A 24,258-nucleotide genomic window follows, 5' to 3' on the forward strand; every position below is an offset into this window, starting at 1 on the left:
TAGATCAATATAAAATTTAAATTATGCGTGGTTACAATAAACTGAGAAAGAAATCCTGGGATTTGTTGCACTCTGAGCTGCCTGTAGAACTTCATTATCACAGCATTCGTCATACAAAAAGTGCCCTTAAAAATTGTGAGGAATATATTAGGTATTTCGATATTGACAGCTATCAGGCAAAATTATTGAGAATAAGTATTTTATTGCATGATATTGGTTTTACAGTTTCTGTAGATGATCATGAGTTGGAAGGAGCAAAGATTGCCAACGAATTGATGACAGAGTTTGACTTTACCAAAAGTGATATAAAGGTGGTTACCCAGCTTATTCTGGCTACCAAATTACCACAAAAGCCTAAAAATTTATTGGAGCGCATTATTTGTGATGTCGATCTTGATTATTTAGGTAGAAAGGATTTTTATGAGATAAGTGATTTGCTATATCAGGAATTACTCGAAAAGTCTGAGTTTTTTGATAAAACCCAGTGGAACAGGATCCAAATAGATTTTTTAGAGAACCATACTTACCATACCGAATTCGCAAAAAAAAGAAGGCAAGGATTGAAAGAACAGCGCATAGCAGAATTAAAACACAAGGTTTCCTTTAAGGGTAGAAAAGCAGTTTGACGGCAAGTTATATGATATTGGTCACTAAAATGATCGTTAGAATAACTTAAATTTATAATGGTAAAAACTTTTTAGCTCTAACGGAGTTAATAATTTTCACAATCCTTGTTTAAGCCTTAAAATAATGCTGGGATGAAATCACTCGAAAACAACAATAGTTCTGAACCGGTTTACACACTTGCTGTGGCTTCAAAATTGTCCTTTACACCCGCCCATTCCATCCGGCAATATATTGACAAAGGATTGATCATTCCCTTTAAAACAGAAACGAACCGACATTTGTTTTCTGAGGTAGATATACTCAGGTTAAAATGTATCAGAAATTATTTACATGATCAGGGTCTGAATGTTGCGGGCATCAATGCCTTGTTTTCAATTATTCCATGTTGGATCATTAGATCATGTGACATGGAAGATCGGTTACAATGCGATGCATATACTTCCATTAAAAGCCCTTGTTGGACAGCCTCCAACAAAGGTTTGTTGTGTCGTAATACCGATTGCCGTACATGTGAAGTGTATAAACTACCTGAAAAATGCTCAGGCCCGAAGCAATTTATCAAAGAAATTACAAATACTTGATGTAGATGGTTGGGGTCTGGAATTAAATCTGACCTTCAGCATTATGCTTTTATGGGAATGGTTTAATTAGTCAGCCTAAAATGGAAGGCTGGTTATGACTTCATTTTTTCTTCGTATCAAGGTAGTATCTGCCTTTTTTTGTTGCCTTTCTTTGGTTGAAAACAGGTGTTTGTATTTAGCCTTTGTGACCTTGAAATCCATATCCTCTTCTGTTCCTTTCAAATCAATACCTGCTTTAAATGGCATGGGTGATTTTAATATGGATACATGGTAGTCATAGCTCAGATCTAAATTATGATGTCCGCCAATGGCCACTTTATATCGGTCAACAGTTACCATAGAAGGGAAGATTTCTATCTGTTTGTCTTTAAAGATCATGGCAAATTCTAAGGTGTCGATTTTATTTTTCTCCTTATTTTTAAAAAATAGCATTTTCGCCATTTTCTCAAAAGTTTTTCCATTTAGCACCACCAGATTCGTACCTGCAACTCTTGCCATAGCATCAATAGATGCCGCACTCATATCAAGATTTTTGTCAATGATAGTACTTCCCTTCATTCGTGCATCTACCTTTCCTTCAAAAGAATCGACCATGGGTAATAATGTGTCAAGAACAGGTAATAGTTCAGTGAGCTTAGATAAATCTATATCAAAAATTTTAAAATCAAAATCAAGGGCCGCAACTCCTGCCTCTTTCGATGTATAGGCAGCTGAAGTGGTCATTTTGGCCGCCATAGTTGTCATTTGTAAATTAGCCAAATCGATTTTCTGATCTTTAATAGTGATGACACCCACTACATCATCAATGATGAATGTTTTATACTTCAGCTTCGTAAAACGACTTTTTAGACTTAGATCAAGTTTTTGAGGAACAACAAACGACTTTGGTTGTTCAGCCACTTCTGTTTTATTTGAAGACTTGTCTTGAGCCAAGATCTCTTCAGTAGATTTTTCAACCGGCTGAGCCCCCTCATTAATAGCTTGAATAAATTCATTGAAATCAATTAAAGATGAATTTACTTCAAGTTCTCCAATGAACATTTTATCGTCAAAAAAGGCTTCTCCAATTTTATATACTTTCCCGGTAGCTTCAATATCAGATTCACCGATTTCAATTTTTGCATGGTCGAGACTGATAACGCCTGGTTTGAATGTAATCTTTGTTTGAGGCATTTTTAACAGCAGCGGAAAAGTAGGGGTATAGGCATATAGTTGGTCAAATGAAATATGACCATTGACGGGCCAGTTATTGTCAACTCTTATAGAAGTCAATTCATAGGCTCCTTTTGAAATAGCAAAAAAGCGCCCTTTTGATTTAATTCCTGTCGAATCTATTTGGAAAACAGAATGAATTTTAGGAATCTTCTTATCCAACTTGTAGGGTTCAATACTAATGTTTGCATTGACAAATTTGAGCTGAGCTAGCAGTGAGTCTCCTAGATTAAGGTTCCCATTTTTAATTAAAACAGTAGCCTTCATAACAGATACTTTAGTTGAATCTTTTATGGCAGTTGAGGCAAATTTAATATCTAAATGGTCTAAATTTCCACTAGATTTTTTGCCATCCTTGAATTCTAAGTTTTGAATAAGAATTTTACCTCCTATTACCTTTGTCGAGGTCTCAGTTAATAAGTCGCTGTTCTGATCTTGTTCTAAGTGTATGTTAGCCTTGTCGAGAATAAGTTTAAGGCTATCTGATTCATTATGAAAAATAATCTGATTCATGTTCAGTGTTCCGAGCGCCTGTATTTTTCCATAATCCTGATTTCGGATATCATTGATATTAAAAATAGAAGCAATATGAATTTCTCCGGCGCCTGCTAAATTTAAACTCTTCTTAAATGGAAAACTTTTCTCCATTGCTTCAAGGTCAATTTTTCCATCGACGCTGATGTCGAGGTCAGCATTATCAAACAAATTTTCTCCTTTTCCTTTAATGCTTATTTCAGTTCCAACCCCTTTAAGGGTGATATTTTTAATATCAAAATGAGATCCTGTATTAATTTCAGGTGAAATATAAGCGGCAATATCAGCCTCGATAAGGTCGATTTTGTTAGGCAGATCCTTATAAGAAATGGAGCCATTATTAATTTTAAAATGCGCATTGATAGCCGGAATTACTCCTTTCTTGTATACGCCTTTTATGTCTGCCATAATCGAAACATCTCCTTCGGCCGTATAATTATCAGTTTTATCAAAAACAGCATCTGGAACTAAATCTATCAAAGTATTCAAGGTAGGAACCTCCAAATTCAAATGCAAATCAACATCAATTTGTTTTTCATCTCTTTTGGGATACAAAGTTCCTTCCGTAACAAATTGAATGTCATTAATACCAACTTTTGCATTTTTCAGATCGATTACTTTAGTGCTGCGATTTACATGAAAATCAGTATTTAGAATCAGACTTAACTGATCTGTATAGGTATTTCCTTTTTTTCTAAAAATTAAATTATCACTTTGTGTTTGAAGAGCAAGGATGATGTCTTTCTCATTATATTCAGCTGAAAGATCCATGTCAAAGCCTTGTAATCGTATAAAATTGTCACTGTAGTGGTCATCAAATACAAGGTTTCCGTTAATAATTGAAATTTCTTCCAGGTTGATATTTGCATTGAATTTTTCCCCTTTAATTTCTTTATCAGGGAGACTGTCTTTTTTTTGATCTTCTTTTAAAATATTCCAGTTGACTTCTCCTTCTTCAGATACATGGGCATAGATGCTTGGGTTTTCAAATGAAAACTTTGTTACATCGATACTATTGCTAAGAAAGGCAATTGGGTTAACGCTCACTACGCCATAGTCAAAACTGATTAAGGTGTCATTTGAGCGTGAATTAGCGCCATGAACGCTGTCATTACTAGGTAGTATAAAACCATTTTCAAGTTCAAGTTTGAAATTAGGAAATGTTTTGAAAAAAGTAAGTTCAATCGCCTCAATTGAAAGCTCGGCATTGAGATTCTTATTGACGGCTTCAACAACTTTTGGTGTAATTTTTTCAGGCGTGAGTACAAACTGAAAAACAATACCTATTGCAACAGCAAGAAGAAAGACTATAGAAATAATCGTAATTCCTGTTATTTTTAAAATTTTTAAAAGCCTTTGATTCATGTTTGGTTTGGATATGTCTCTTTCATCTGAAATCTATCAAAAAAAGAGTCTCTAAAATACAAAATAATTGCTTGATAAAGAAAAAGGGGTCTTTGGGTAGTTTCAATGGCCTTTGGTCCTAAGTGACTGGATTTGCCTTAGTGAATTTCTTATTTTCAATTTCTTAAATAGAAATAATAGTATAATCAAATCAATTTTAAATAAACAATTTATGAAGACGGCAGTTATTACAGGCGCAAACAGAGGCATAGGACTTGATACGACAATAGGCTTCGCTCGAGCAGGTTACAAAGTGTATGCAACGATGAGAAACCCAAAAGGAGCAACAGTATTAAAAGAATTAATCATAGGTGAATCTTTACCCATATCTATGATGCAAATGGATGTTAATGATGATGATTCGGTTATCAATTGTTTAAATCAGATTCAGGACGAAAGTGGTGCCTTGGATGTTATAGTTAACAATGCTGGTATAGAAAGACATGGCGCTATTGAAGAAATGGATCTTTCTGTTTTTAGAGATGTCATGGAAACAAATTATTTTGGTGTGATACGTTGTGTGAAAGCCGTATTGCCTTTAATGAGGGAAAACAATAATGGATGCATCATCAATATATCGTCAATATCTGGCCATATTTCGAGCTCCCCTTTAGCTCCTTATGCTTCCTCAAAATTTGCACTTGAGGCTTTTAGTGAAGCTTTGGCTCAGGAAGTAAAGCCATTTAACATTAGGGTGGGTATTGTTGAACCAGGTATTATCAATACAGATATGGCCAATGATATACAAGATTCTGAACCAAATGTAAATTACCCGCAAGCTTTGCGATTTGCCGGAATGTTCAGAGCTTCGCTCGAAAACCCGACCTCACCAACTTTGGTAGCTGATACGATTCTAAATATAGTTGAAAGCGGCACATGGGATTTAAGGCATCCTGTTGGCCCGGATGCGATTCCTTTTTTAGATTGGAGAGCTTCAATGTCGGATGAACAATGGGTAGATTGGAACGCAGCTCCAGATGATGTTTGGTATAAAGCAGTTCAGGAAAGTTTTGGACTGGATGCCAGAGAGCAAAGTAAAAAGGTGTAATATATTTCTAAAGGCCTTTTATTCAGCATATTCATCGAGGAACCCACTAATTTTTAAGAATGATTTTGCATCATTCATCAGGAGGATCTCCTCGATAGCTTTTTTCTTGTCAGCGTGATTATAAAAATAGGACTCGGTTATTTTATAGCCCATCCAATAGCCAAGATCATTTGGCCGATCATCCTTGCCGGAAGTGCCATATAACCAATCGTTATAATTACTTTTATGCATGATCTGGACGAATTCTTTGCAGAGCTTCTCTTGGTTCTTTTCTCCATAGGTGAATGCGTCACCGTTTATTTGTTCTCCTGAGATCAACTCGCCAATAAAATCGGCACTTCCTTCAATAATACATTGAAATAAAAGATCTTCGTCTTCACCCAGACTCTTCTGTTGGAAGTGAATCAATTCATGGGCTACAAGTCCAGGTAAGCCATTAAGGTCATTCTGTTTTTCGACTCCCAGAATCACACCAGCCTCTGATACGGTTCCTCCGGAATTATAGCGTCCAACTACAAAATAGATTGGAGGGAATACAGATTGAGGATACCAATATTTCATAGCAGCATAAATAGAGACAATTCTCTTTCGTTTTGATTCCAGGTCTTTAAGAAGGTTTTTTGATTTTAAATAGTCACTTTTTCTTGATGCAACCATGTTATAAAGTGAATCAGCATTGATAATCCTATTGTCAATAAAACCTTTTAAGCCCGGGCTGCCCTGATCAATATATTTCTGAAATGTATTGTTCCCTGTCTGCTCCATTTCATCAAAGGCCGTCCAGAATCGATCAACATCTTCAGTGATGAACTGGGCTTCGAGTGGATTGGTTGAGAAGTTTTCCTGTGATTTTAGAGTGGGTGAAAAGATCAAAGCTGCAGCAATTAATACGAATCGTCTTAAAATCATAAGGTGGTTAATTATAAATGGATGGTAATTTATGTCGAAATAAAGATAGAAAATATCTATTCAAAATGAAACGAGTTTCTAGATTCTGGAATTAAGAAACCTGCTCTGCTTTCATTCGACTTTTTACTTCAATTTTCTCATTGATTTTTATGTAGAACATTTCTTTTTTCAATTTCGCTTGCTTTGAAAGCGCCTGTAACTTTTTTTCGATCAACTTTAATCGGAGATCAACCATCATAGATCCGATTAGAGCCCCAATCAAAAAGAAAACAAAAGACATGATAACAATTAAAAACATTTCATCCCAAAGGTCATCTAAATGGATTATAGAAATTTGATTGCTTTCCGTCCATTCTAAATTTTTCAACACCCTAAAAGGAAAACTAAAATATTCAGTTATGGCAAATTCCATGGTATTAAAGTTAGAAGTCATGAATCTAATAGAGAAAAATGCATAGGCGATGATTGAAATGCCAAAGCCTATCATACTCGAATATACTTTTCGATAAGACCACCAAAGATCCTTTTGAATATATTTTTCGCTTAGCGGTCTCTTTTTAATAAGCCATTTTTTAATACTGAAAATTTCCCTGTATTTTTTTACATAAATTTGGGAAAAGTAGCTCCAGGATAATATTAAAATTAGGGGTGTAATGACAACAAAAAAAGCGATTACTAATAATAGAAGAACAGTTACGAAATCAACAATGGCATCATAATTTAGGTAGGAAAATTTGTCATATTGTAAATCAAGTTTTAAAAAGGAAGGCAAAAAATTCGCGTGATTATCGATTTGTGTTGTAGCTTGATCATCAAATGGAATACCTTGATTTGCATATGATTGAGAATAGATATTCTTTGAAGATAGTAAACAGAAAAAAACGAAGACAAAAGCCCACTTCATAATGTCAGGTTTGGTTGATTGAAGGTATAATGATTAAGGAGGATAGACAAATGATATAGGACCAACTGCCCGAATTTCTTTGCGAAGGGGCCTGTTTTCTTTTCGAAGGGGATAAAATGGAATTTTGATTTTGCTAATAATTTAGGTAAAATGTTGAGAATTAAGTAATTTATCAATTAAATCTGAAATAGTGAAAAGAAAGGATTTTAAGTGAGTAACCAATTTTAGAGGGGAAAGTATTTTTTTGACATGTTTATGCGCTAAATTCAATAAGATTATGCAAAAAAAACTGTAACTTTAATAGGCGATTTTCGAACAATGTTTTTTAGGAAATTGATAGAGAAAGTCTAAAATAATCTCCATGTGCAGATTTATAGCCTATATCGGTAAACCCATCTTTGCAGATGAATTGCTTCTTAAGCCAAAGAATTCTCTTATGAAGCAAAGTTATCATGCACTTGAGGCAGAAATGACGGTTAACGGAGATGGATTTGGTATTGGATGGTACAATCACTTCAGAAGAAAAGAACCTGCCTTATTCCGATCGATTAGACCCGCCTGGAACGATGAAAATCTGTCCTACAATGCATCCATGATCAAGACAAATTGCCTATTGGCCCATATTAGGGCAGCTACTCAAGGTGGCGTGTCGATCCAAAACAGCCACCCGTTTCAATACAAAGAATTTTTAATGATGCAGAACGGGGGCATCCACGATTTTGCTAAAATCAAAAAAAAATTGATCAGTCGTTTGGATGACGAGGTTTTTCAATGGATTCAAGGTCAGACGGATACGCAATATATCTTCGCTTTATTTATTACTTTTTCAGGAGCGTTAAAAAGGAAAAAAGGTTCTCTTACTTTGGATGATCTTTCCTATTGTTTGTCTCAGACTTTTGCTGAAATAGAAAAGATGAAAAAGGAGGAAAAAATGGACGCACCATCACTTTATAATTTGGTATTGACCAATGGAAAGGCCTTAATTGCCACACGATATAGTACGCAACCAGAAGTTGAAACCAGATCATTGCACATTGCCTCTAATGCAGAGTGTTGTGTGTCAGAAGATGGTGATTTAACCTTTAAACCAATGACTAATAATGAGAATTCAGTGCTTATTTCTTCTGAAGTATTGAATGACAATAAAGAGTTTTGGCAGGAAGTTCCAGAAAATCATTGTATCATGGTAAAAGAAGACATGAGTGTAGAGATAAAACCAATAAATTGATTGTCACTTTGATAAATCAAATCATAAAAAATTAGTTAGCGTTTCCTGTTTTTTTAGTATTTTCCATTCTTCATTATCTAAAGATATTTCAAAAAAAATCAAACTTGTCAGGAAATTATATTGCATATCACAAGCTAAGACTGTTCGCAATCGTTTGTAGTTTTTTTTGCTATTCATTGGTACAGTCACAAAGTGATAATTATTGGTCATGGAATTTTAATACACCTTCAGTACTTCTTGCAGGATCAGTTGTTGGAGGAAATGCAGGTGCTTCTTCTGTTTTTTACAATCCTTCTCTAATTGACAATGACAGTATACCGTCGCTTTCTATAAGTGCGAATGTGCTCTCTTTACAATTTTTTAAAGCAAACAATATAGCCGGGGAAGGAATAGATGCTGATAAGTTTATTTTTAAAGTGCAGCCCAGATTTGTTTCCTATCTTTTCCCTACCAAGAGTGATAAATTTGGAGTGGAAGCTGCAATTCTGTCGCCGGTATCTGAGGACGTTAATTTTACTGTGCAGCATACAGATGAGATTGATGTTATTCAAAGAACTCTCGGTTTAGAGACTTATGATGGCTATCTAAAATATTCAAGGAAATATGAAGATATATGGGTTGGCGCAGGTTTTTCTTATGAATTATCCGAAAACTGGTCTATTGGAGCAAGTTCTTTTTTGGCCATTAAAACGATGAAATATATTTATCAACAAGATGCGGATGCCTACCAGGAAACAGATTCTGTTAGGGTTAAAGACCAATTTATTGCGAAGTATATTTCAGAAAATAAATTTAAGGAGGAAATCAAATATTGGGATTTGAGTTTTGTCTTTAAATTGGGAGGAAGGTATAAAACGAGCGATGACCGTTTAAGTATCGGTGCGAATATTACTTTACCAAACTTGCACATTTACGGTGAGGGAGATTTAAGAAAATCAGCTGTTCGAAGTAATATTTTTAATAATGATCAAGACCTATTTGTTTCTAATGAAGCAAGCCTTCAGGCCGAAAGGAAGGTTAGGGCTAATGTGAAAAGCCCTTTTTCATTTGCCTTAGGACTGCAGTATTTTACAAAGAATAAAAAGAATTTCATTTCTCTTACCAGTGAATATTTTCATGAGATTGACCCTTATTCGGTCGTTTCATTTTCAACACCAAATGATGCTGGAAATATCTATGATAATATTTTTGATAACCCAGTCATGTCTTATACCACACAGGCTAAATCAGTAACCAATGTTGGGATTGGCTGGAAGCAATTTATATCACCCAGTTTCTTTTTACTAGGAGGTTTTAGAACTGATTTTACTGTAGCCGAGATCGATCAAAAAGTAATTTTTGGAGATGAGACTGAGTTAAACAGGATACATTTGGATAAATACCACTTTTCAGTAGGGCCTGTATTTTCGATGAAGAATTTCAAAGTCATTACTGGTGTTCAATATACTTATGGAAGGAACAAGAACATGCAACAGATTGTTTCATTTACTGATCCCGTAGAGTATATTCCAGCTTTAGACCAATCCCTTTATGGAAGAAAAGACAATTCAGCCAGCGCCAGTCTTAATGAAATTGCATTATTTTTAGGAGTGACTGTTGGGCTTTAATAAGCAATGAAGAGGGTAATAATTAACATATTTTTTAGAGTTGAAGCTATTTTTTACCCTCGCTTTCTGACTCAAAATCAGTACATTTGCAGCAAAATTAAAAGAGATGAAAAAAGTAGTATTAGTTTTAATGTTAGGAGTTTTAGGATTGGGTATGCAAAGCGCATCTGCCCAAAGTATGTCGAAAAGTTTAGGACTTCATGTATTTCCTTCCAATGATCAAGATCAAGCGACACAAGAAGCTGATGAAGCTGAATGTTATAAATGGGCGATCAACCAAACAGGTTATGACCCAATTAACCCAACAGTAGTACAATCTGAACAAGTAGATACATCTGCTGATGGAACCGCTGTTAAGAGCTCTGCTCGATCAGCAGCTGGTGGTGCTGCAGTTGGTGCCATTGCAGGAGATGCAGGGAAAGGAGCGGCTATAGGAGCCACAGTTGGAGGAGCTCGAGGAATTAGAGCAAAAAAAGGAGGAGATGCGCAACAGCAACAGGCCAATGATCAGGCTGCGGCAAATGTTAGTGCAGACCTTGCAGCTGATTATAATAAAGCATTTGCAGTTTGTATGGAAGGCAAAGGATATTCAGTCAAATAAACATATGCTTCTCAACACTATTTTAAAAGATGTTGTTGTGATGTAGTGATAACAAAAAATCCTCCTTAGAAATAAGGAGGATTTTTTTATTGTTTTTTCAACGTTTATTTTAAAAAACAGGTACTAATAATTCTATAGTTCCTGCATCGGTGGCCTTACCAACAAAAACATTAATTATATCGGATTCATAACCAATATAGTTGTTATGTTCAATCTTGATTTTATAATCTCCAGGATCAAGCCCTTGAATAATAAAATCACCATTATCATCGGTTTCTGTTCCTGTTATATCATCGCCACTCATTGTAATAACCCTAACTACAGCGCCCTCTAATGGAATTGGTTCATTTGTACCATTACTCATAATTGGTTTTGCGACCACTTGGCCAAAAATAGATCCGGAATTTACGTCGGCATTAACTCTAATGACGGGCTTTAAATTATACTTACCCGAATTTCCTGCTTTGACAATAGATTTTTGAACATCCCAATCAAGAATAAACGTATAAGAATATCCAGGTATTAATTCTGTATTGATTTTAAGTTTTAATCCGGATTGCTGCGCACTGGGTGTGTCGAGGTCGATTACTTCAGCTTCTCCTTCTATAACTAAAGTATTATTATCTCCTAAAACAAGTCTTATTTGTTTTAGCATCCCGGAAGGAATTATTACATCTGACAATAAAAGTTCATTGCCTGCAATCAGTTCAGTTAAATCAACTTCAATTGGAGTAAAATCTTCAGGTGTAAGACTCGTCCATCCTCCTTCATCTTCTGTACTGTTGTAGAGAACATCAATGATCTCAACATTTACCTCCTGGTAATCACCAGGAGCATCGACTAACTTTAATTGAAGTCTCGAGGTCTTTTCAAGTTTTTCAGTTTCATCACTACAGCTTTGGAAGCCTAAAATCGCAAATAGCAATATGGCAACCATTAATACATTATTTTTCATAGCATTTAATTTTAAGGTAAAACTAGTATTGATTTCTGAGGGAATTCTTAAGATGGGTAAAATCGCATTCTCACTGATTGGAAAATGAGGGTCGGTAATGCAGTTGAATATTTCAGACCAATTGCCTTTTAATTCAATTGGGATTATTTTGGAAACTCTTGGAGTTATATGTCACGTTTTTCTAAAGAATAAAATCTTAAAAAATCTAGCGTCATATAGAAAATATTTGTCGATTTTTGAGATTTCCAAAAAAGAGGATTACCACAATTGACTGTTTTTGATGGTAAACGAGGATCAGAATTAATACCTGGGTATTCTTATACATTTATTATGAGTAAAAAAATCAGCACAGTATTATTTTTAGTTATTTGCTTGACATCGGTAACGTCATATTCTCAAGATTTTGAGCGTCTGTCTCAAAAAGAATTCATAACTCCTGAAGATTATAAATATGCAGAATCGGAGGTGTTAAAGTGTTCGGAGTACCTTATAAATAAACCTAGTGATTTGGATACATTGAATCGTTTATACGCAGTTTTATACATTGCAAAATGGATGACAGGAACTCCGGATCATAGAATCATATTAAATGTAAGCATAATGAATTTAGGCAAGGAGTATAGTGATTTTCAATCCATATATGTGGCCTCTCTTGTAAAATATACTTTAGACATTAAGCATGCTGACCTTTCAGCAATTGAACGAAGTAAAGCAGCTAATAATCAGTTATTAATGTACTGTTCTAATCCTGAGAATAAGATTTCATTGCCACCAGGACTGAAACTTTAGCCTAATTGACAATATGTTTAAATAGTCATGTTTTCATCAATTTTCATAATGTGGATAGAAAGCTAAGTCCCTGTCAGTTCAACTTATTGGAACTGGGAGCGAGAATACATGCCATTTATATTATAATGTAAAAGGCAATAAAACAGACATTATTGCTAGATTTCATACCTTTAGATCATGAGATCAGAATTCATCAAAAAGAGCGGTATTATTCAAAAATGGTTGTGTTTGTGTTTATTGGTTTATCCCCTGATGATTCAGGCTCAACAAGAGGAGAAGTTTGTTAGTGAAGTAAAGTTAATGAATGTAGTCGAAGTGGAGATCACGCTAAAAAACAATCTTTACGAAGTTCGTTTTCGAGACATTAAAAAAAAGCGCTTTGCCAGATACAAGACTTTTCATTTTCCTGATGACAAAAAACATTTTTTCAAGCTGAAGGATGCCGTATTGAGTGGCTTTGATAGTTTACCGGAAGCGCCTCATATTTTAGATTTTACCGAAGAGAAAGTTGAGATACAGTTTAGAAAGTCCTTTGGAGTAAGCTCATTTAGATTTGTTCTGGTTCAGGGAAAAAAAGACAAACGATACTATTCCTCTTGGTTAGTTAAAGGAAAAGCTGAGAAAATCTTTGGGATGTAGCACATGGGAATTAGCTTCGCTGAGTCCCTGTACGTCGAAGTTTGACAAAAGAAACATCCGCTGGGCGTCTGCATTTTTTTGTTTTCTTCCAATATTTACAAGTTTGTTGAGAAATGTAGCGGGAATTAGCTTCGCTGAGTCCCTGTCGGGTCAATTAACAAAAAAAGATCCAGCCGCTATGCGTCTGTATTTTTTTGTTTCCTTCCGTTCCCTTATGCGCAAGCGCAACGGTTACGTCAGAAAACAAAAAAACCAGGTTATAAAAACCTGGTCTTCTTTCATGTACTCGGAGCGGGACTTGAACCCGCACGAACATTACTGCTCATTGGATTTTAAGTCCAACGTGTCTACCAATTCCACCATCCGAGCATGTGTTTATTGGTTATAATTAAAGTGGAGCGAAAGACGGGATTTGAACCCCTGCCTGCCGGCAGGCTGGCGCGACTAGGTCGCTACCTTCTTTCAAAGATGAAAATTATTTTAAAAAATCATCTAAACTCTCAGAGCGAAAGACGGGATTTGAACCCGCGACCCCCACCTTGGCAAGGTGGTGCTCTACCACTGAGCTACTTTCGCATTAGTTTTAGTCAATGAACGAAGCAATTAAAAATTGCTAACCTAATATTCAAAACGCATCTTCTATTTCTTATTAGGCAGGCGCAAATTTAATATAATTTAATAAATCGCAAAGCTTTTTGTCCATATTTTTAATATTTTTTTATGCAGTTAATCTTAATTAATGGATATATTTGCACCGATTTTAAAAACAGGCATTTAGCAACTTGGAAGCGGTAGCAATTAAACATAATGTAATAGGCGATTTAAAAGAACTTACAAAGTTTGGATTATCGCTTAGCGTCGTATTTTCTTCAATCGCCGGATATTTGCTCGCTGTGGATGTCGTCAGTTTTAAAACTGTTGTGTTACTTTCAATTGGAGGTTACTGCATGGTAGGCGCATCAAACGCTTTTAATCAAATAATTGAGAGAGTTCCTGATGCGGTAATGAAAAGAACCATGGACCGCCCCATACCAACAGGTCGCATATCAGTTAATACAGCGATGATCATTGCTGTTGGTTTAACCATCACTGGTCTTGTCATATTGTATAACATCAATGAAAAAACAGCCCTATTCGGAGCTATTTCTATTTTTTTATACACAAGTGCCTATACACCTTTAAAACCTGTAACACCACTATCTGTTTTTGTTGGAGCCATTCCAGGCGCTATACCCTTTATGTTAGGATGGGTGGCAGGAACAGGGCAATTCGGAATTGAAGCGGGTATGTTGTTTATGATTCAGTTTTTTTGGCAGTTTCCTCATTTTTGGGCTATTGGATGGTTACAATTTGATGAGTATAAAAAAGCGGGCTTTAACATGATGCCAACAGGAGAGAAGAATAAAAAAGCATCAAGGTTGATTCTGATTTATACGGTTTTTATGTTGATTGTTTCAATTTTTCCTGTCTTTAGATATACAGGAAGCCTGTATTTATTGCCAGTTTCAGCCATTGTTATTTTTGGCTTAGGATTGGTCATGTTATATTTCGGAGTTAAATTACATAAAGAACAATCTGATATAATGGCTAGAAAGCTCATGCTATCGAGTGTTTTATATATAACTTTGATCCAGATTATTTTTGTCATAGATAAATTTTTACACTAGTTACATAATGGAACAGAAGAAAAAAGAAAAGACTTTTAAGCAGATGTTATGGATATCTATGATCAGTATGACCATGATGTTCGCGGGTTTGACTAGTGCATATGTAGTGAGTAAAGGTCGTGAAGACTGGGTGAGTTTTGTACTTCCCAGTGCGTTTTTCATTAGTACGATACTCATTATTTTGAGTAGTTTGAGTTTTTATATTGCCAAAAGAAACTTATTGGCTGGAGAGCAAACCAAAACAACGCTATGGTTAGTGGTAACATTGATTTTGGGATTGAGCTTTGTTTTTTATCAGTTCAACGGTTTTAACCAACTGATTGAGGCTGGTCTTTATACTACTGGAAAGCAAAGTAATGTAGCTTCATCTTTTCTTTATGTGATAACTGGAGCACACTTACTTCACATATTTGCAGGTATTATAGCTTTGATAACTGTCTTAGTCAGAAATATAACTGGGAAGTATTCAGTAGCAAGTCATTTGGGCTTTTCTTTAGGCTCGATTTTCTGGCATTTTGTTGATGCTTTGTGGATTTATCTTTTTGTCTTTTTCTATTTTATCGGTTAAACCCAACATTTTTGCCTTATTGATTCTATTTATCAATAATTTTTATATTTTTGCTGCTTAGTGTAAAACATGATAAAAGTCAGTTTTATATTATAAAAAAGATCAATTAAATAAACTTTTTATATGGAGGCAACTGTTGCTGATTCCCCAAAGGGAGGCGCTTGGAGCGGAGGAGAGAATAAACCTTTCGATTCGAGTTATGGTAAAATGATGATGTGGTTCTTTATCATGTCTGATGCCCTTACATTTTCAGGATTTTTAGGAGCCTATGGATTTATTCGCTTCAAATATCTTGATTCTTGGCCAATTGCTGATCAGGTATTTACGCATATTCCATTTATACATGGTGATTTTCCAATGTACTATGTGGCATTTATGACCTTTGTTTTGATCTTTTCTTCTGTAACGATGGTATTGGCTGTTGACGCAGGAAAGCATATGCAGAAAGGCAAAGTAATTGTTTATATGGGGCTCACGATTATCGGTGGTTTGATCTTCCTTGGTTCTCAGGCTTGGGAATGGAAGACATTTATCGCTGGTAGCTATGGTGCCGTTCAATTACAAGATGGAAAAATTGTTCAGTTTGTTGATGGTTCTGGCCATCAGATTAGCTTAGGGAGTTTTGCATCAGATACGCCAAGCGATAGAATACAACACAAAAAAGAAAACGGACTCTGGTTTGTTCAAGAATCTTCAATTCCTTCTGTCACGCTTGAACAGGTAAAAGCTGGTTTTGCAGCCAATCCTGACATAAGCATGCGTACAGAATTGATCAATCTTGAAACAAAAGAGAAGACGATAGTTTCCAGAGATGAAGCGAATAAGTTTCTTGAGAAAGCTACTATGGTAGTTGAAGGAGCTAATCTAACAGAAAATGAATACGGTAAAACTTTATTCGCCGATTTCTTTTTCTTTATTACTGGGTTTCACGGATTCCACGTTTTTTCTGGAATTTTGATCAATGTCATTATCTTTTTTAATGTGATCGTTGGTACCTATGAACGTAGAGGTCATTATGAAATGGTTGAAAAGGTTGGTCTTTACTGGCACTTTGTTGACCTTGTTTGGGTATTTGTATTCACATTCTTCTATTTGATATAAAAAATTTATTTATAAAATGTCACACGCTAAATCACACACAGCTTTAATTTGGAAAGTATTCGCTTTCCTTTCTTTGATCACTATTGTTGAAGTATTTCTTGGAATTGTAAAGCCGCCAGCTTTGAATTTGACTCAGGTTCTGGGGACAAGCATTTTAAATTGGATTTTCCTGATTCTTACATTGGTTAAAGCCTATGGGATCGCATGGTATTTCATGCATTTAAAGGATGAGAAAACATGGCTGAGAAGATCAATTGTTTGGCCGGTAGTATTCTTAATCGCTTATTTGGCTTTTTTCTTGCTTTACGAAGGAGATGCTGCTGGAATCATTGATCAGGAATGGACAAGATGGACTTATAACTAATCCACATTAAAACGAATCTATTAAGTGTTTTGAGTTTTCAAAACACTTTTTTTATACCTTTACTTTATGGCAAAACCAGGAAAAAATACAATTGTTCTATCTATCCTGTTTTTCGGGCCTTTATTGTTTTACTTGTTCCTGCTGACGGGTACAAACAATTTTGCAAAATTACCCGTTTTAACACCTAATGTTAGTGAAATTTCACACTTAACGGAAGAAGATTCTATCCAACTGAAGAACAATATAAGTGTCTTGTGTTTTTTGGGCTCAGATCTTTTAAAACATAAAACAAATGCCTTGAATTTAAACGAGAAGATCTACAAGCATTTTTATGGATTTAAAGGCTTTCAATTTATTGTCGTCTTACCTAAAGGGGCAGAGGCCGATGCGATGCAATTAAAAAAAGAACTTGGAGCAACTTACAATGTTGATAAATGGCGTTTTTTGTTTGGTAGTGAAGAGGAAGTCAAAGAAATATTTGGCAGCCTAAAAACTGCATATGAATTAGATGATCACATGTATACGCCTTATGCTTTCATCATTGACAGAGAACTGAATCTGAGAGGCAGAAATGATGAAGAAGCTGCCGAAGAAGGATTGTTATTTGGTTATAATGCTGAATCAGTGGCAACAGTTCATCAAGAAATGGTTGACGATGTAAAAGTCGTCATGGCCGAATACAGGCTTGCATTGAAAAAGAATAACAATAAGAGACAGATCTAAAAGGATCTTCTAAGACTCACTAGCATGAAAAAAAATTCTTACGTTGCAATCGCATTTATAGTTTTGGTTTTTGGTATTTATGCTGTACCTAAAATTGTGGAAAGGGTATTTGGCGGTACAGAATTACTGAAATTTGAAAAAGTACCTCCTTTTGAATTTACAAATCAGGACAATCAAATAGTATCAAATAGTAACTTTGAGAACAAGGTATATGTAGTAGAGTTTTTCTTTACTTCATGCCCTACGATTTGCCCTAAAATGAATGAGAACATGGTCAAGATTCAAAACGAGTTTTATGGAAATCCTGCCTTTGGGATTGTTTCTGTATCTATAGATCCGGAAAGAGATTCACCAGAAGTTTTAAAAGCCTATGCTGCAGAAAAAGGGGCTACCCTAAAGAACTGGCATTTCTTAACTGGAGATAAGGCGGATGTCTATTCATTTTCAAATGATGGTTTCAAATTATATGCCGGAGAAAATAAAGATGTCGAAGGAGGATTCGAGCACTCAGGATTGTTTGCCCTTATTGATAAAAATGGCTATATCAGGTCTCGGACCGTTGTAAACGGAGAGATAGAAAATCCAATTAAATTCTATGACGGGCTTGATGAAAAAGAAATTCAATGGCTGAAACAGGACATCAAACTGCTTTTAAAAGAATAGAAAACTGATGGAAGAATCAAAAAAATATAATCGAATCATTATTGTGTTATCCATTGCTATTCCATTGGTTGTGGCTGTGTTGTTTGGCGTAAAGCTGGATATTGAATTGCCTGTATTTCTGCCACCCATTTACGCAGGTACTAACGCCATCATGGCTGTCTTATTGATCGTTGCTTTATGGGCTGTAAAAATGAAGAATATTACGCTGCATAAACGTGTTATGAAAACAGCCATTATATTTTCTGCACTGTTTCTGATTATGTATGTATTGTATCATATGACATCAGACTCTACCTCCTATGGAGGACAAGGAGTTTTAAAATATGTATATTTTATAATTTTGATATCGCATATTTTACTGTCAATCATCGTTATCCCTTTTGTCTTAATTACCTATGTAAAGGCCATAACAAATGATATAGAAAAGCATAAGAAAATTGCCCGGATTACTTGGCCATTATGGTTTTATGTAACCATTAGTGGGGTAATTGTTTATTTTATGATTTTACCCTATTACCAAATATAAAACTGCCGAATTTAATAAACCCGGCAGTTTGACATTTCTATTTTTTGTGGGTCATGACCAAGGTAGCGAGGTACATAAAACGATGATCTCTAGATGCTATTCCTTCGTTGATCTGTTTCATTTGCGCTTCTGTCGGAGCAGGGTTTTCTGCTACTTCAGGCGGATTGAAAAACTGGTTGTAATCTTTATACATGTCAACCGTGATGTGCGTTGCGTAAGCATCGCTTCCATAAGGAGACATGAACCTTAAAAGACCCCAGCTTTCTCTAACTCCATTATCAACATCTCTCTGATGCATGGGTTTAAAGATTTCTGATTCCATTTTTTCATACTTACTCGCATTACCGGCTGCCACCTTCATCATATTAATGGCAGCAACAGTTCCTACTGGCATAGTGAAATCACCGGTTGTCACATCAATTTCTTCAAGATAAATACGCACTGCCAAGTCTCTTGACTTTGCGGTCATCTCCATTTTTTTATTGAGATCCTCTTCAGACATATCAGGATAGGCTGCTTTTAGAGCGGCATCAAAATCGCCGGCATTAGTCATCATTTTGACCGGATCATTATAAAGATTTACTGTAAGATATTGGAAATGCTGGTCTTCACCACCTGGTTGCAATTTCCAAAGATCCCATCCGATAATATCTCCATTCTTAACTCTTTGTTCATGAATTTTTGCCCAGAACTCTTCGGTTTCTCCATAAGCCGCTTCCTGCTTATTATCTACTTTCATAAACTCGAATACCAGATAAAGTTTTTCCTGTGCAGCCAGTTGAAATGTCATGAGCATTACAACCGCAATCATCAATAATTTTTTCATAATAGTTTGGTTTTAATTAGTACTGTTTTGCTTAAGTTACTAAATAATATTCGCAACCAGATAGAAAATTTTGTATATTTAGCTGATATTCAACGACAAAGGTATTTTTAATTGAAAAACTTCAATAATTTTAAAGGGCCTTTATTCTAATTTTTTACAAATGAAAACCAAACTGAGCCTATTTATTTTTGTATTATCGAGTTGTGTATTACTCGTCTTTTTATTCAAATCCGGAGCCATAAATGAGGTGCAAGCCAAAACAAAGGTGGGGATGAAGCCTATTAAATGTACATCGACTAATTTTCTATTAGATGAGATTGATTCAACAAAACAAGTTTCACCACTCTTTAAAAATCTTGGAGCTCATGAATTTAAAATAAATACAAGTTCATCACAAGCCCAGTTGTTTTTTAATCAAGGCTTAAACCTTGGCTTTGCATTTAACCATGCTGAATCACACCGTTCTTTTTTAGAAGCTTCAAGGCTAGACCCTGGATCGGCCATGACTTATTGGGGGCAGGCTTTGGTTTTAGGTCCTAATATTAATGACCAGACACCAACTATAGAAAGAAGACAAAAGGCCTATGAAGCGGTTCAGGAGGCTATGGATAAGAGCGTTAATACGAGTAAAAAAGAGAAGGCGCTTATCATTGCCTTGTCCTCTAGATATAGTCAAGACACGCTTGCAGATTTGAGTGACTTGAATATGGCCTATATGAATGCCATGAGTTCGGTTGCAGCTGATTTCCCAGAGGATGCAGATGTTTTAACTTTATATGCCGCTTCAATCATGAATACCGTACCATGGGATTATTGGGACGAAGATGGAAATCCTTCTCCAAATATTCCTGAAGCTAAAAAAGCCCTTGAGAAAGCAGTCACATTAAACCCTGAACATCCTGGGGCGCATCATTACTATATTCATATGGTTGAATTACCAAAACCTGATCTGGCCGTTCCAAGCGCCGAAAAATTGATGTACTTAATGCCAGGAGCAGGGCATATGGTTCATATGCCTGGTCATGTGTATATGAGGGTAGGCAGGTATAAAGAGGCAGTCGAGGTAAATCAAGCCGCTATTTTAGTCGATGAGGATTATATTTCACAATGTTATTCTCAGGGCATGTATCCTTTGGGCTATTATCCGCATAATATCCATTTTTTATGGTCAGCGGCAAGTATGCTGGGTAATGAGAAATTATCAATTGATGCTGCAAAAAAAACAGCTGAAAAGGTATCACCGAGTTTGCTCGAAGGTGACAAAGTATTTGAAAATTTGGCTTCCACTCCCTTATTAGCTTATATAAGGTTTGGTAAATGGAACGAAATTCTAACTACTCCAGATCCAGGAGATTCTTATACTTATCTCAAAATGATTTGGAATTATTCCAGAGGAATAGCTTTTATACGTAAAGGAAATTTGAAGGAAGCACAGGAAGAATTAACAGCACTCGAGAATAGAGATAAAGAATTGGGTCATGAAAATATTGCCATAGTGGCTTATGAGTCGCTAGCAGGTGAGTTTAAGGCCGCTTCTGGAGATCTCTCTGCAGGCATCACTCATTTACAAAATGCGGTAAAGTATGAGGATGAATTACCTTATAACGAACCCGCTGAATGGTATATTCCAACCAGGCAGCAATTAGGAGTCTTATTATTGAAAGATGGAAATTTTGTAGAAGCTGAAAAAATCTACAGAGAAGACCTTGACTATTATAGACAAAATGGATGGTCGTTAATGGGTCTTCATGAAAGTCTTATTGGTCAGCAAAAACTTGAGGAAGCTGCTCAGGTCAAGAAAGAGTTTGACATCGCCTGGCAACATGCGGATATTAAGATAAATAGTTCGGTTCTCTAGTCAGCCCATCTGTTTAAAGTTTTACTTAGTATTCATTGGTTAGATTTGGCCAGTTTTAACCTTATGTGTAATTTTGCATGGTCTTTTGAAACGATATTGTTTGGTTCAAAAGCTTTAATAACACTTCATGCAAAGAAAGTTTCTTTTACTAGCTGTTCTATTTATATCACTTGATTCATTCGGGCAATGCGCAATGTGCCGTGCCGTGGTGGAACAAGGCGGTGAAGAGGTGGCAGAAGGTATTAATTCAGGGATAGTATACTTGATGGCCTTCCCTTATTTGTTGATTACTGTGGCCTTGTTTCTATTCTATAGGAGTTGGAAGAAATCTTGAAAGAGATAATTTTTAAAAAATAGTGTAACAAATTTTTTAACACCTCGTCTTATATTCAAAATTCCATTATTGTAATTCCATATTTATGAAAGCACCACTAAGCCTGATTTTGTTATTCAGTTTTATATTTTCTGTTCAGTCTCAGGAAACCAACCCAGAAATAAAAAAATGGACTTTACGCGATTGCGTAGATTATGCCATTGAAAATAATATCAGTGTAAAGCAATCTGAAAATAACATTGCACTGGCAGAGGTTGATAAAAGAGCGGCGATAGGAAATTTTATTCCTAATTTGAATCTTAATAGTTCAGCTGCCTGGAACTCAGGTTTGACAACAGATGTTACAACTGGAGTATTAATCAACCAAACAACACAGACTACAAATGGAGGCATTTCTTCAGGGGTTGCCATTTACCGAGGTTTAAGAAATCAGAATGAGTTGCGAAGAGCTGAACTTAGCATTCTGTCTAGTCAATACCAACTGGATAAGATGAAGGATGATATTTCCTTATTTGTAATCAATGCCTATTTGGAAGTGCTTTTTGGGAAGGAAGCAGTAAATGTTGCTATTCCTCAAGTAGAGATTACCCAAGAACAGTTGGCAAGAACAAAGCAATTAGTAGAGGCAGGGACACTGCCTAGAGGAGATTTACTCGATGTTGAAGCCACTTTAGCCAGTGACGAACAGAATTTGATTCTAACTCAAAACAGGGTGCAATTAGCGTTGATATCCCTTGCTCAGTTATTACAACTAGAGGAATACGATAACTTTGATATCGCGAATGAGGAAATCGAGACATTACCACTTGTCAATTTACCTGAATATTCGGTAGATATGATTTATGAAAAAGCCTTAGAAACAAGAAATGAGATCAAAGTAGCTCAAACGAATATTGAAATTGCAGAAAGCGATGTGAAATTGGCTAAAGGAGCACTGCAGCCTACCTTATCAGGTTTTTTCAATTATAATTCAAGGACTTCAGATAGAAGCACAATTATCGGGTCAGAAATTGATCCAAATGATCCAACACGAGTTATTGGAGTAGTCGAAACAAGCGGGGATAATGTTATTTCGCCAAATTTCGTACCGATTTCTGGTCCAGCTGATAGTTTTTTCGATCAATTAGACCAGAATAAAGGAAGTTCTTTTGGAGTGTCATTGCAAATCCCAGTATTTAATGGGTTTAGCGCCTCAAATAATGTGAGAAGAGCGAAGATCAACTATGAACAGCAGAAATACCAACTAGAACAAGAAGAACTAGATCTTGAAAAAATAATCCATCAGGTATATCAAGATGCTGTTGGGGCTTTAAAATTATATGATGCGACCAAAAGATCGTTAGAAGCTCGTGAGGTTTCCTTTCAATATGCTCAAGAACGTTTTGACGTGGGTGTTTTAAACTCTTTTGATTATAGTCAAATAAAAAACAGATTGGTCACGGCAAATGCCGATTTTTTAACAGCCAAATATGATTTTATTTTTAGAGTAAAATTATTGGAGTACTATTACGGAATCCCTGTTGGTAATTTATAATTTTTAAATCTGAATATTGAGTATTATCCTGAACATTGAGACTGCAACTAAAAACTGCTCCGTAAGCATTAGCGATAAGGGCAATTTATTAGCGATAAGTGAGATAAATGAAGGTAAGTTTTCACACGCTGAAAAGTTGCATACTTTTATTCTCGAAGTCTTAAAAGAGTCTGGAATTGCTATGAAACAGCTGGACGCCATTGCTATCAGTAAAGGCCCTGGATCATATACAGGATTAAGAATAGGTGTCTCAGCGGCAAAAGGTCTTTGTTATGCCCTAGAGAAGCCATTAATTTCTATTTCGACTTTAGAAAGTATAGCAAGACAAGTGTCACTGGAAAAAGGAGCTCTTGTAGTGCCTATGTTAGATGCGCGAAGAATGGAAGTTTACAGTGCTATTTTTGATAATGAATACCAGCAGATCAGAGAGACGAAGGCTGAAATTATTGACGAAAATTCATTTCAGGATTTATTAAGGTCTGGAATCGTATATTTTGCAGGTGATGGAGTCGAAAAATGCAGTAATCTTATCAAACATGATAATGCAAGATTTTTAACTGATATCTATCCTTCTGCCAAAGAAATGGCAATGATGTCTGCACAAAAGTACACGGTATCAGAATTTGAAGACGTTGCCTATTTTGAGCCTTTCTATCTCAAGGATTTTGTAGCTGGAAAACCTAAAAAATATTTCCAGTAAGCCCTATCAATACCAGTGCTATCAGTGCAGGAACAGCCTGAACATAAAATAGTTTTATCTTCTTTGTTGAATAAGCCCCGTATATTCCGGCTATTACAACGCATATCAGAAAAAAAATGATGACATGGTTAAGTTGGGCGACTGCGCCCCAGATCAGACCGGCAGCTAAAAAACCATTATAAAGGCCTTGATTAGCAGCTAAAACTTTTGAACTTTCGGCTTGTTCTAGCTTCATTCCAAAGGCTTTTAATCCTTTAGGTTTTGTCCAGAAGAACATTTCTAAAATCATAAAATAGATGTGTTCAAAGGCAACTAAATAAACTAAAAAAAGGATCAGGTATTTCATAATACTAAAG

25 protein-coding genes and 2 tRNA genes are annotated in these 24,258 nt (G+C 35.7%); 19 read left to right on the forward strand and 8 right to left on the reverse strand.

From position 1 onward, the window contains the following. The first annotated feature begins 23 nt into the window (after positions 1–23). Positions 24–626 carry an HD domain-containing protein gene (locus tag QWY87_RS03130; RefSeq protein WP_290288101.1) on the forward strand — a complete coding sequence of 201 codons (603 nt, stop codon included), beginning with the start codon at positions 24–26 and terminating at the stop codon, positions 624–626. 132 nt (positions 627–758) lie between these two features. Then, positions 759–1,208 (forward strand): MerR family transcriptional regulator, encoded by a 450-nt coding sequence (locus QWY87_RS03135; protein ID WP_290288103.1) that lies wholly within the window; start codon positions 759–761, stop codon positions 1,206–1,208. A gap of 75 nt (positions 1,209–1,283) precedes the next feature. Here the strand turns inward: QWY87_RS03135 and QWY87_RS03140 are convergent, their stop codons facing one another. Beyond that, positions 1,284–4,319 (reverse strand): AsmA family protein, encoded by a 3,036-nt coding sequence (locus QWY87_RS03140; RefSeq protein WP_290288104.1) that lies wholly within the window; start codon positions 4,317–4,319, stop codon positions 1,284–1,286. 211 nt (positions 4,320–4,530) lie between these two features. On the opposite strand from QWY87_RS03140, the gene QWY87_RS03145 reads away from it, so the two are divergent. Next, positions 4,531–5,406 (forward strand): SDR family NAD(P)-dependent oxidoreductase, encoded by an 876-nt coding sequence (locus QWY87_RS03145; protein ID WP_290288106.1) that lies wholly within the window; start codon positions 4,531–4,533, stop codon positions 5,404–5,406. Positions 5,407–5,424: 18 nt separating this feature from the next. On the opposite strand, the gene QWY87_RS03150 is transcribed toward QWY87_RS03145, so the two are convergent. Both QWY87_RS03150 and QWY87_RS03155 read right to left on the reverse strand, forming a co-directional pair. Continuing rightward, positions 5,425–6,315, reverse strand: coding sequence for a DUF2268 domain-containing putative Zn-dependent protease (locus QWY87_RS03150; RefSeq protein ID WP_290288108.1), 891 nt, complete (start codon positions 6,313–6,315; stop codon positions 5,425–5,427). Between the two features lie 91 nt (positions 6,316–6,406). Next, positions 6,407–7,219 (reverse strand): hypothetical protein, encoded by an 813-nt coding sequence (locus tag QWY87_RS03155; protein WP_290288109.1) that lies wholly within the window; start codon positions 7,217–7,219, stop codon positions 6,407–6,409. Positions 7,220–7,580: 361 nt separating this feature from the next. On the opposite strand from QWY87_RS03155, the gene QWY87_RS03160 reads away from it, so the two are divergent. From QWY87_RS03160 to QWY87_RS03170, 3 genes are all read left to right on the forward strand, one after another. Then, positions 7,581–8,447: a class II glutamine amidotransferase gene (locus QWY87_RS03160; RefSeq protein WP_290288110.1), complete on the forward strand. Its 867-nt coding sequence runs from the start codon at positions 7,581–7,583 to the stop codon at positions 8,445–8,447. 104 nt (positions 8,448–8,551) lie between these two features. Next, positions 8,552–10,054, forward strand: a complete 1,503-nt coding sequence (locus QWY87_RS03165; protein ID WP_290288111.1) for a hypothetical protein — start codon at positions 8,552–8,554, stop codon at positions 10,052–10,054. Between the two features lie 106 nt (positions 10,055–10,160). Then, positions 10,161–10,655 (forward strand): hypothetical protein, encoded by a 495-nt coding sequence (locus tag QWY87_RS03170; protein ID WP_290288112.1) that lies wholly within the window; start codon positions 10,161–10,163, stop codon positions 10,653–10,655. Positions 10,656–10,764: 109 nt separating this feature from the next. On the opposite strand, the gene QWY87_RS03175 is transcribed toward QWY87_RS03170, so the two are convergent. Next, the gene (locus tag QWY87_RS03175) at positions 10,765–11,610 is read right to left on the reverse strand and encodes a DUF4382 domain-containing protein (protein WP_290288114.1); all 846 of its coding nucleotides are present in this window, start codon (positions 11,608–11,610) and stop codon (positions 10,765–10,767) included. 330 nt (positions 11,611–11,940) lie between these two features. On the opposite strand from QWY87_RS03175, the gene QWY87_RS03180 reads away from it, so the two are divergent. Together QWY87_RS03180 and QWY87_RS03185 are read left to right on the forward strand one after the other, a co-directional pair. After that, positions 11,941–12,399, forward strand: coding sequence for a hypothetical protein (locus QWY87_RS03180; RefSeq protein WP_290288115.1), 459 nt, complete (start codon positions 11,941–11,943; stop codon positions 12,397–12,399). A gap of 177 nt (positions 12,400–12,576) precedes the next feature. Then, on the forward strand, positions 12,577–13,038 hold the full coding sequence (locus QWY87_RS03185; protein ID WP_290288116.1) for a hypothetical protein: 462 nt from the start codon (positions 12,577–12,579) through the stop codon (positions 13,036–13,038). Positions 13,039–13,321: 283 nt separating this feature from the next. On the opposite strand, the gene QWY87_RS03190 is transcribed toward QWY87_RS03185, so the two are convergent. Continuing rightward, positions 13,322–13,407 (reverse strand) — tRNA-Leu (locus QWY87_RS03190). 135 nt (positions 13,408–13,542) lie between these two features. Continuing rightward, positions 13,543–13,614 (reverse strand) — tRNA-Gly (locus QWY87_RS03195). 206 nt (positions 13,615–13,820) lie between these two features. Between QWY87_RS03195 and cyoE the strand changes: the two genes are divergently transcribed. From cyoE to QWY87_RS03230, 7 genes are all read left to right on the forward strand, one after another. Then, positions 13,821–14,705: a heme o synthase gene (gene cyoE, locus QWY87_RS03200; RefSeq protein WP_290288117.1), complete on the forward strand. Its 885-nt coding sequence runs from the start codon at positions 13,821–13,823 to the stop codon at positions 14,703–14,705. Between the two features lie 7 nt (positions 14,706–14,712). Beyond that, on the forward strand, positions 14,713–15,273 hold the full coding sequence (locus QWY87_RS03205) for a cytochrome c oxidase subunit 3 (protein ID WP_290288118.1): 561 nt from the start codon (positions 14,713–14,715) through the stop codon (positions 15,271–15,273). A gap of 123 nt (positions 15,274–15,396) precedes the next feature. Continuing rightward, on the forward strand, positions 15,397–16,374 hold the full coding sequence (locus QWY87_RS03210; protein WP_290288119.1) for a cytochrome c oxidase subunit 3: 978 nt from the start codon (positions 15,397–15,399) through the stop codon (positions 16,372–16,374). 16 nt (positions 16,375–16,390) lie between these two features. Next, positions 16,391–16,738, forward strand: a complete 348-nt coding sequence (locus tag QWY87_RS03215) for a cytochrome C oxidase subunit IV family protein (protein ID WP_290288121.1) — start codon at positions 16,391–16,393, stop codon at positions 16,736–16,738. 66 nt (positions 16,739–16,804) lie between these two features. Beyond that, on the forward strand, positions 16,805–17,461 hold the full coding sequence (locus tag QWY87_RS03220) for a thioredoxin domain-containing protein (protein WP_290288122.1): 657 nt from the start codon (positions 16,805–16,807) through the stop codon (positions 17,459–17,461). A 24-nt stretch (positions 17,462–17,485) separates the two neighbouring features. Further along, positions 17,486–18,124: an SCO family protein gene (locus tag QWY87_RS03225; RefSeq protein ID WP_290288123.1), complete on the forward strand. Its 639-nt coding sequence runs from the start codon at positions 17,486–17,488 to the stop codon at positions 18,122–18,124. A gap of 7 nt (positions 18,125–18,131) precedes the next feature. Then, positions 18,132–18,650: a DUF420 domain-containing protein gene (locus QWY87_RS03230; protein WP_290288125.1), complete on the forward strand. Its 519-nt coding sequence runs from the start codon at positions 18,132–18,134 to the stop codon at positions 18,648–18,650. A gap of 37 nt (positions 18,651–18,687) precedes the next feature. Here the strand turns inward: QWY87_RS03230 and QWY87_RS03235 are convergent, their stop codons facing one another. Continuing rightward, positions 18,688–19,476, reverse strand: a complete 789-nt coding sequence (locus tag QWY87_RS03235; protein ID WP_290288127.1) for a hypothetical protein — start codon at positions 19,474–19,476, stop codon at positions 18,688–18,690. A 160-nt stretch (positions 19,477–19,636) separates the two neighbouring features. On the opposite strand from QWY87_RS03235, the gene QWY87_RS03240 reads away from it, so the two are divergent. The 4 genes from QWY87_RS03240 to tsaB all read left to right on the forward strand — a co-directional run bounded on the left by QWY87_RS03240 (position 19,637) and on the right by tsaB (position 23,902). Then, on the forward strand, positions 19,637–21,334 hold the full coding sequence (locus tag QWY87_RS03240) for a tetratricopeptide repeat protein (RefSeq protein WP_290288129.1): 1,698 nt from the start codon (positions 19,637–19,639) through the stop codon (positions 21,332–21,334). A gap of 127 nt (positions 21,335–21,461) precedes the next feature. Continuing rightward, complete coding sequence (locus QWY87_RS03245) at positions 21,462–21,668, forward strand: hypothetical protein (RefSeq protein WP_290288131.1); 207 nt, start codon at positions 21,462–21,464, stop codon at positions 21,666–21,668. A gap of 85 nt (positions 21,669–21,753) precedes the next feature. Then, positions 21,754–23,202: a TolC family protein gene (locus QWY87_RS03250; RefSeq protein WP_290288134.1), complete on the forward strand. Its 1,449-nt coding sequence runs from the start codon at positions 21,754–21,756 to the stop codon at positions 23,200–23,202. A 16-nt stretch (positions 23,203–23,218) separates the two neighbouring features. Continuing rightward, complete coding sequence (gene tsaB / locus QWY87_RS03255) at positions 23,219–23,902, forward strand: tRNA (adenosine(37)-N6)-threonylcarbamoyltransferase complex dimerization subunit type 1 TsaB (protein ID WP_290288137.1); 684 nt, start codon at positions 23,219–23,221, stop codon at positions 23,900–23,902. On the opposite strand, the gene QWY87_RS03260 is transcribed toward tsaB, so the two are convergent. Then, the gene (locus QWY87_RS03260) at positions 23,883–24,248 is read right to left on the reverse strand and encodes a DUF1304 domain-containing protein (RefSeq protein ID WP_290288142.1); all 366 of its coding nucleotides are present in this window, start codon (positions 24,246–24,248) and stop codon (positions 23,883–23,885) included. The two genes, tsaB and QWY87_RS03260, sit on opposite strands and share 20 nt — an antisense overlap. Positions 24,249–24,258: the final 10 nt, after the last annotated feature.

Source organism: Lutimonas halocynthiae, assembly GCF_030409835.1.
GTDB classification, from domain to species: domain Bacteria; phylum Bacteroidota; class Bacteroidia; order Flavobacteriales; family Flavobacteriaceae; genus Lutimonas; species Lutimonas halocynthiae.

Excerpts from the sequence above, each read along its gene's own strand:
- QWY87_RS03130 (WP_290288101.1), top strand. The coding sequence starts at position 24 with ATGCGTGGTTACAATAAACTGAGAAAGAAATCCTGGGATTTGTTGCAC.
- QWY87_RS03135 (WP_290288103.1), top strand. The coding sequence starts at position 759 with ATGAAATCACTCGAAAACAACAATAGTTCTGAACCGGTTTACACACTT.
- QWY87_RS03140 (WP_290288104.1), bottom strand. The coding sequence starts at position 4,319 with ATGAATCAAAGGCTTTTAAAAATTTTAAAAATAACAGGAATTACGATT.
- QWY87_RS03145 (WP_290288106.1), top strand. The coding sequence starts at position 4,531 with ATGAAGACGGCAGTTATTACAGGCGCAAACAGAGGCATAGGACTTGAT.
- QWY87_RS03150 (WP_290288108.1), bottom strand. The coding sequence starts at position 6,315 with ATGATTTTAAGACGATTCGTATTAATTGCTGCAGCTTTGATCTTTTCA.
- QWY87_RS03155 (WP_290288109.1), bottom strand. The coding sequence starts at position 7,219 with ATGAAGTGGGCTTTTGTCTTCGTTTTTTTCTGTTTACTATCTTCAAAG.
- QWY87_RS03160 (WP_290288110.1), top strand. The coding sequence starts at position 7,581 with ATGTGCAGATTTATAGCCTATATCGGTAAACCCATCTTTGCAGATGAA.
- QWY87_RS03170 (WP_290288112.1), top strand. The coding sequence starts at position 10,161 with ATGAAAAAAGTAGTATTAGTTTTAATGTTAGGAGTTTTAGGATTGGGT.
- QWY87_RS03175 (WP_290288114.1), bottom strand. The coding sequence starts at position 11,610 with ATGAAAAATAATGTATTAATGGTTGCCATATTGCTATTTGCGATTTTA.
- QWY87_RS03180 (WP_290288115.1), top strand. The coding sequence starts at position 11,941 with ATGAGTAAAAAAATCAGCACAGTATTATTTTTAGTTATTTGCTTGACA.
- QWY87_RS03185 (WP_290288116.1), top strand. The coding sequence starts at position 12,577 with ATGAGATCAGAATTCATCAAAAAGAGCGGTATTATTCAAAAATGGTTG.
- QWY87_RS03205 (WP_290288118.1), top strand. The coding sequence starts at position 14,713 with ATGGAACAGAAGAAAAAAGAAAAGACTTTTAAGCAGATGTTATGGATA.
- QWY87_RS03210 (WP_290288119.1), top strand. The coding sequence starts at position 15,397 with ATGGAGGCAACTGTTGCTGATTCCCCAAAGGGAGGCGCTTGGAGCGGA.
- QWY87_RS03215 (WP_290288121.1), top strand. The coding sequence starts at position 16,391 with ATGTCACACGCTAAATCACACACAGCTTTAATTTGGAAAGTATTCGCT.
- QWY87_RS03220 (WP_290288122.1), top strand. The coding sequence starts at position 16,805 with ATGGCAAAACCAGGAAAAAATACAATTGTTCTATCTATCCTGTTTTTC.
- QWY87_RS03225 (WP_290288123.1), top strand. The coding sequence starts at position 17,486 with ATGAAAAAAAATTCTTACGTTGCAATCGCATTTATAGTTTTGGTTTTT.
- QWY87_RS03230 (WP_290288125.1), top strand. The coding sequence starts at position 18,132 with ATGGAAGAATCAAAAAAATATAATCGAATCATTATTGTGTTATCCATT.
- QWY87_RS03235 (WP_290288127.1), bottom strand. The coding sequence starts at position 19,476 with ATGAAAAAATTATTGATGATTGCGGTTGTAATGCTCATGACATTTCAA.
- QWY87_RS03240 (WP_290288129.1), top strand. The coding sequence starts at position 19,637 with ATGAAAACCAAACTGAGCCTATTTATTTTTGTATTATCGAGTTGTGTA.
- QWY87_RS03245 (WP_290288131.1), top strand. The coding sequence starts at position 21,462 with ATGCAAAGAAAGTTTCTTTTACTAGCTGTTCTATTTATATCACTTGAT.
- QWY87_RS03250 (WP_290288134.1), top strand. The coding sequence starts at position 21,754 with ATGAAAGCACCACTAAGCCTGATTTTGTTATTCAGTTTTATATTTTCT.
- QWY87_RS03260 (WP_290288142.1), bottom strand. The coding sequence starts at position 24,248 with ATGAAATACCTGATCCTTTTTTTAGTTTATTTAGTTGCCTTTGAACAC.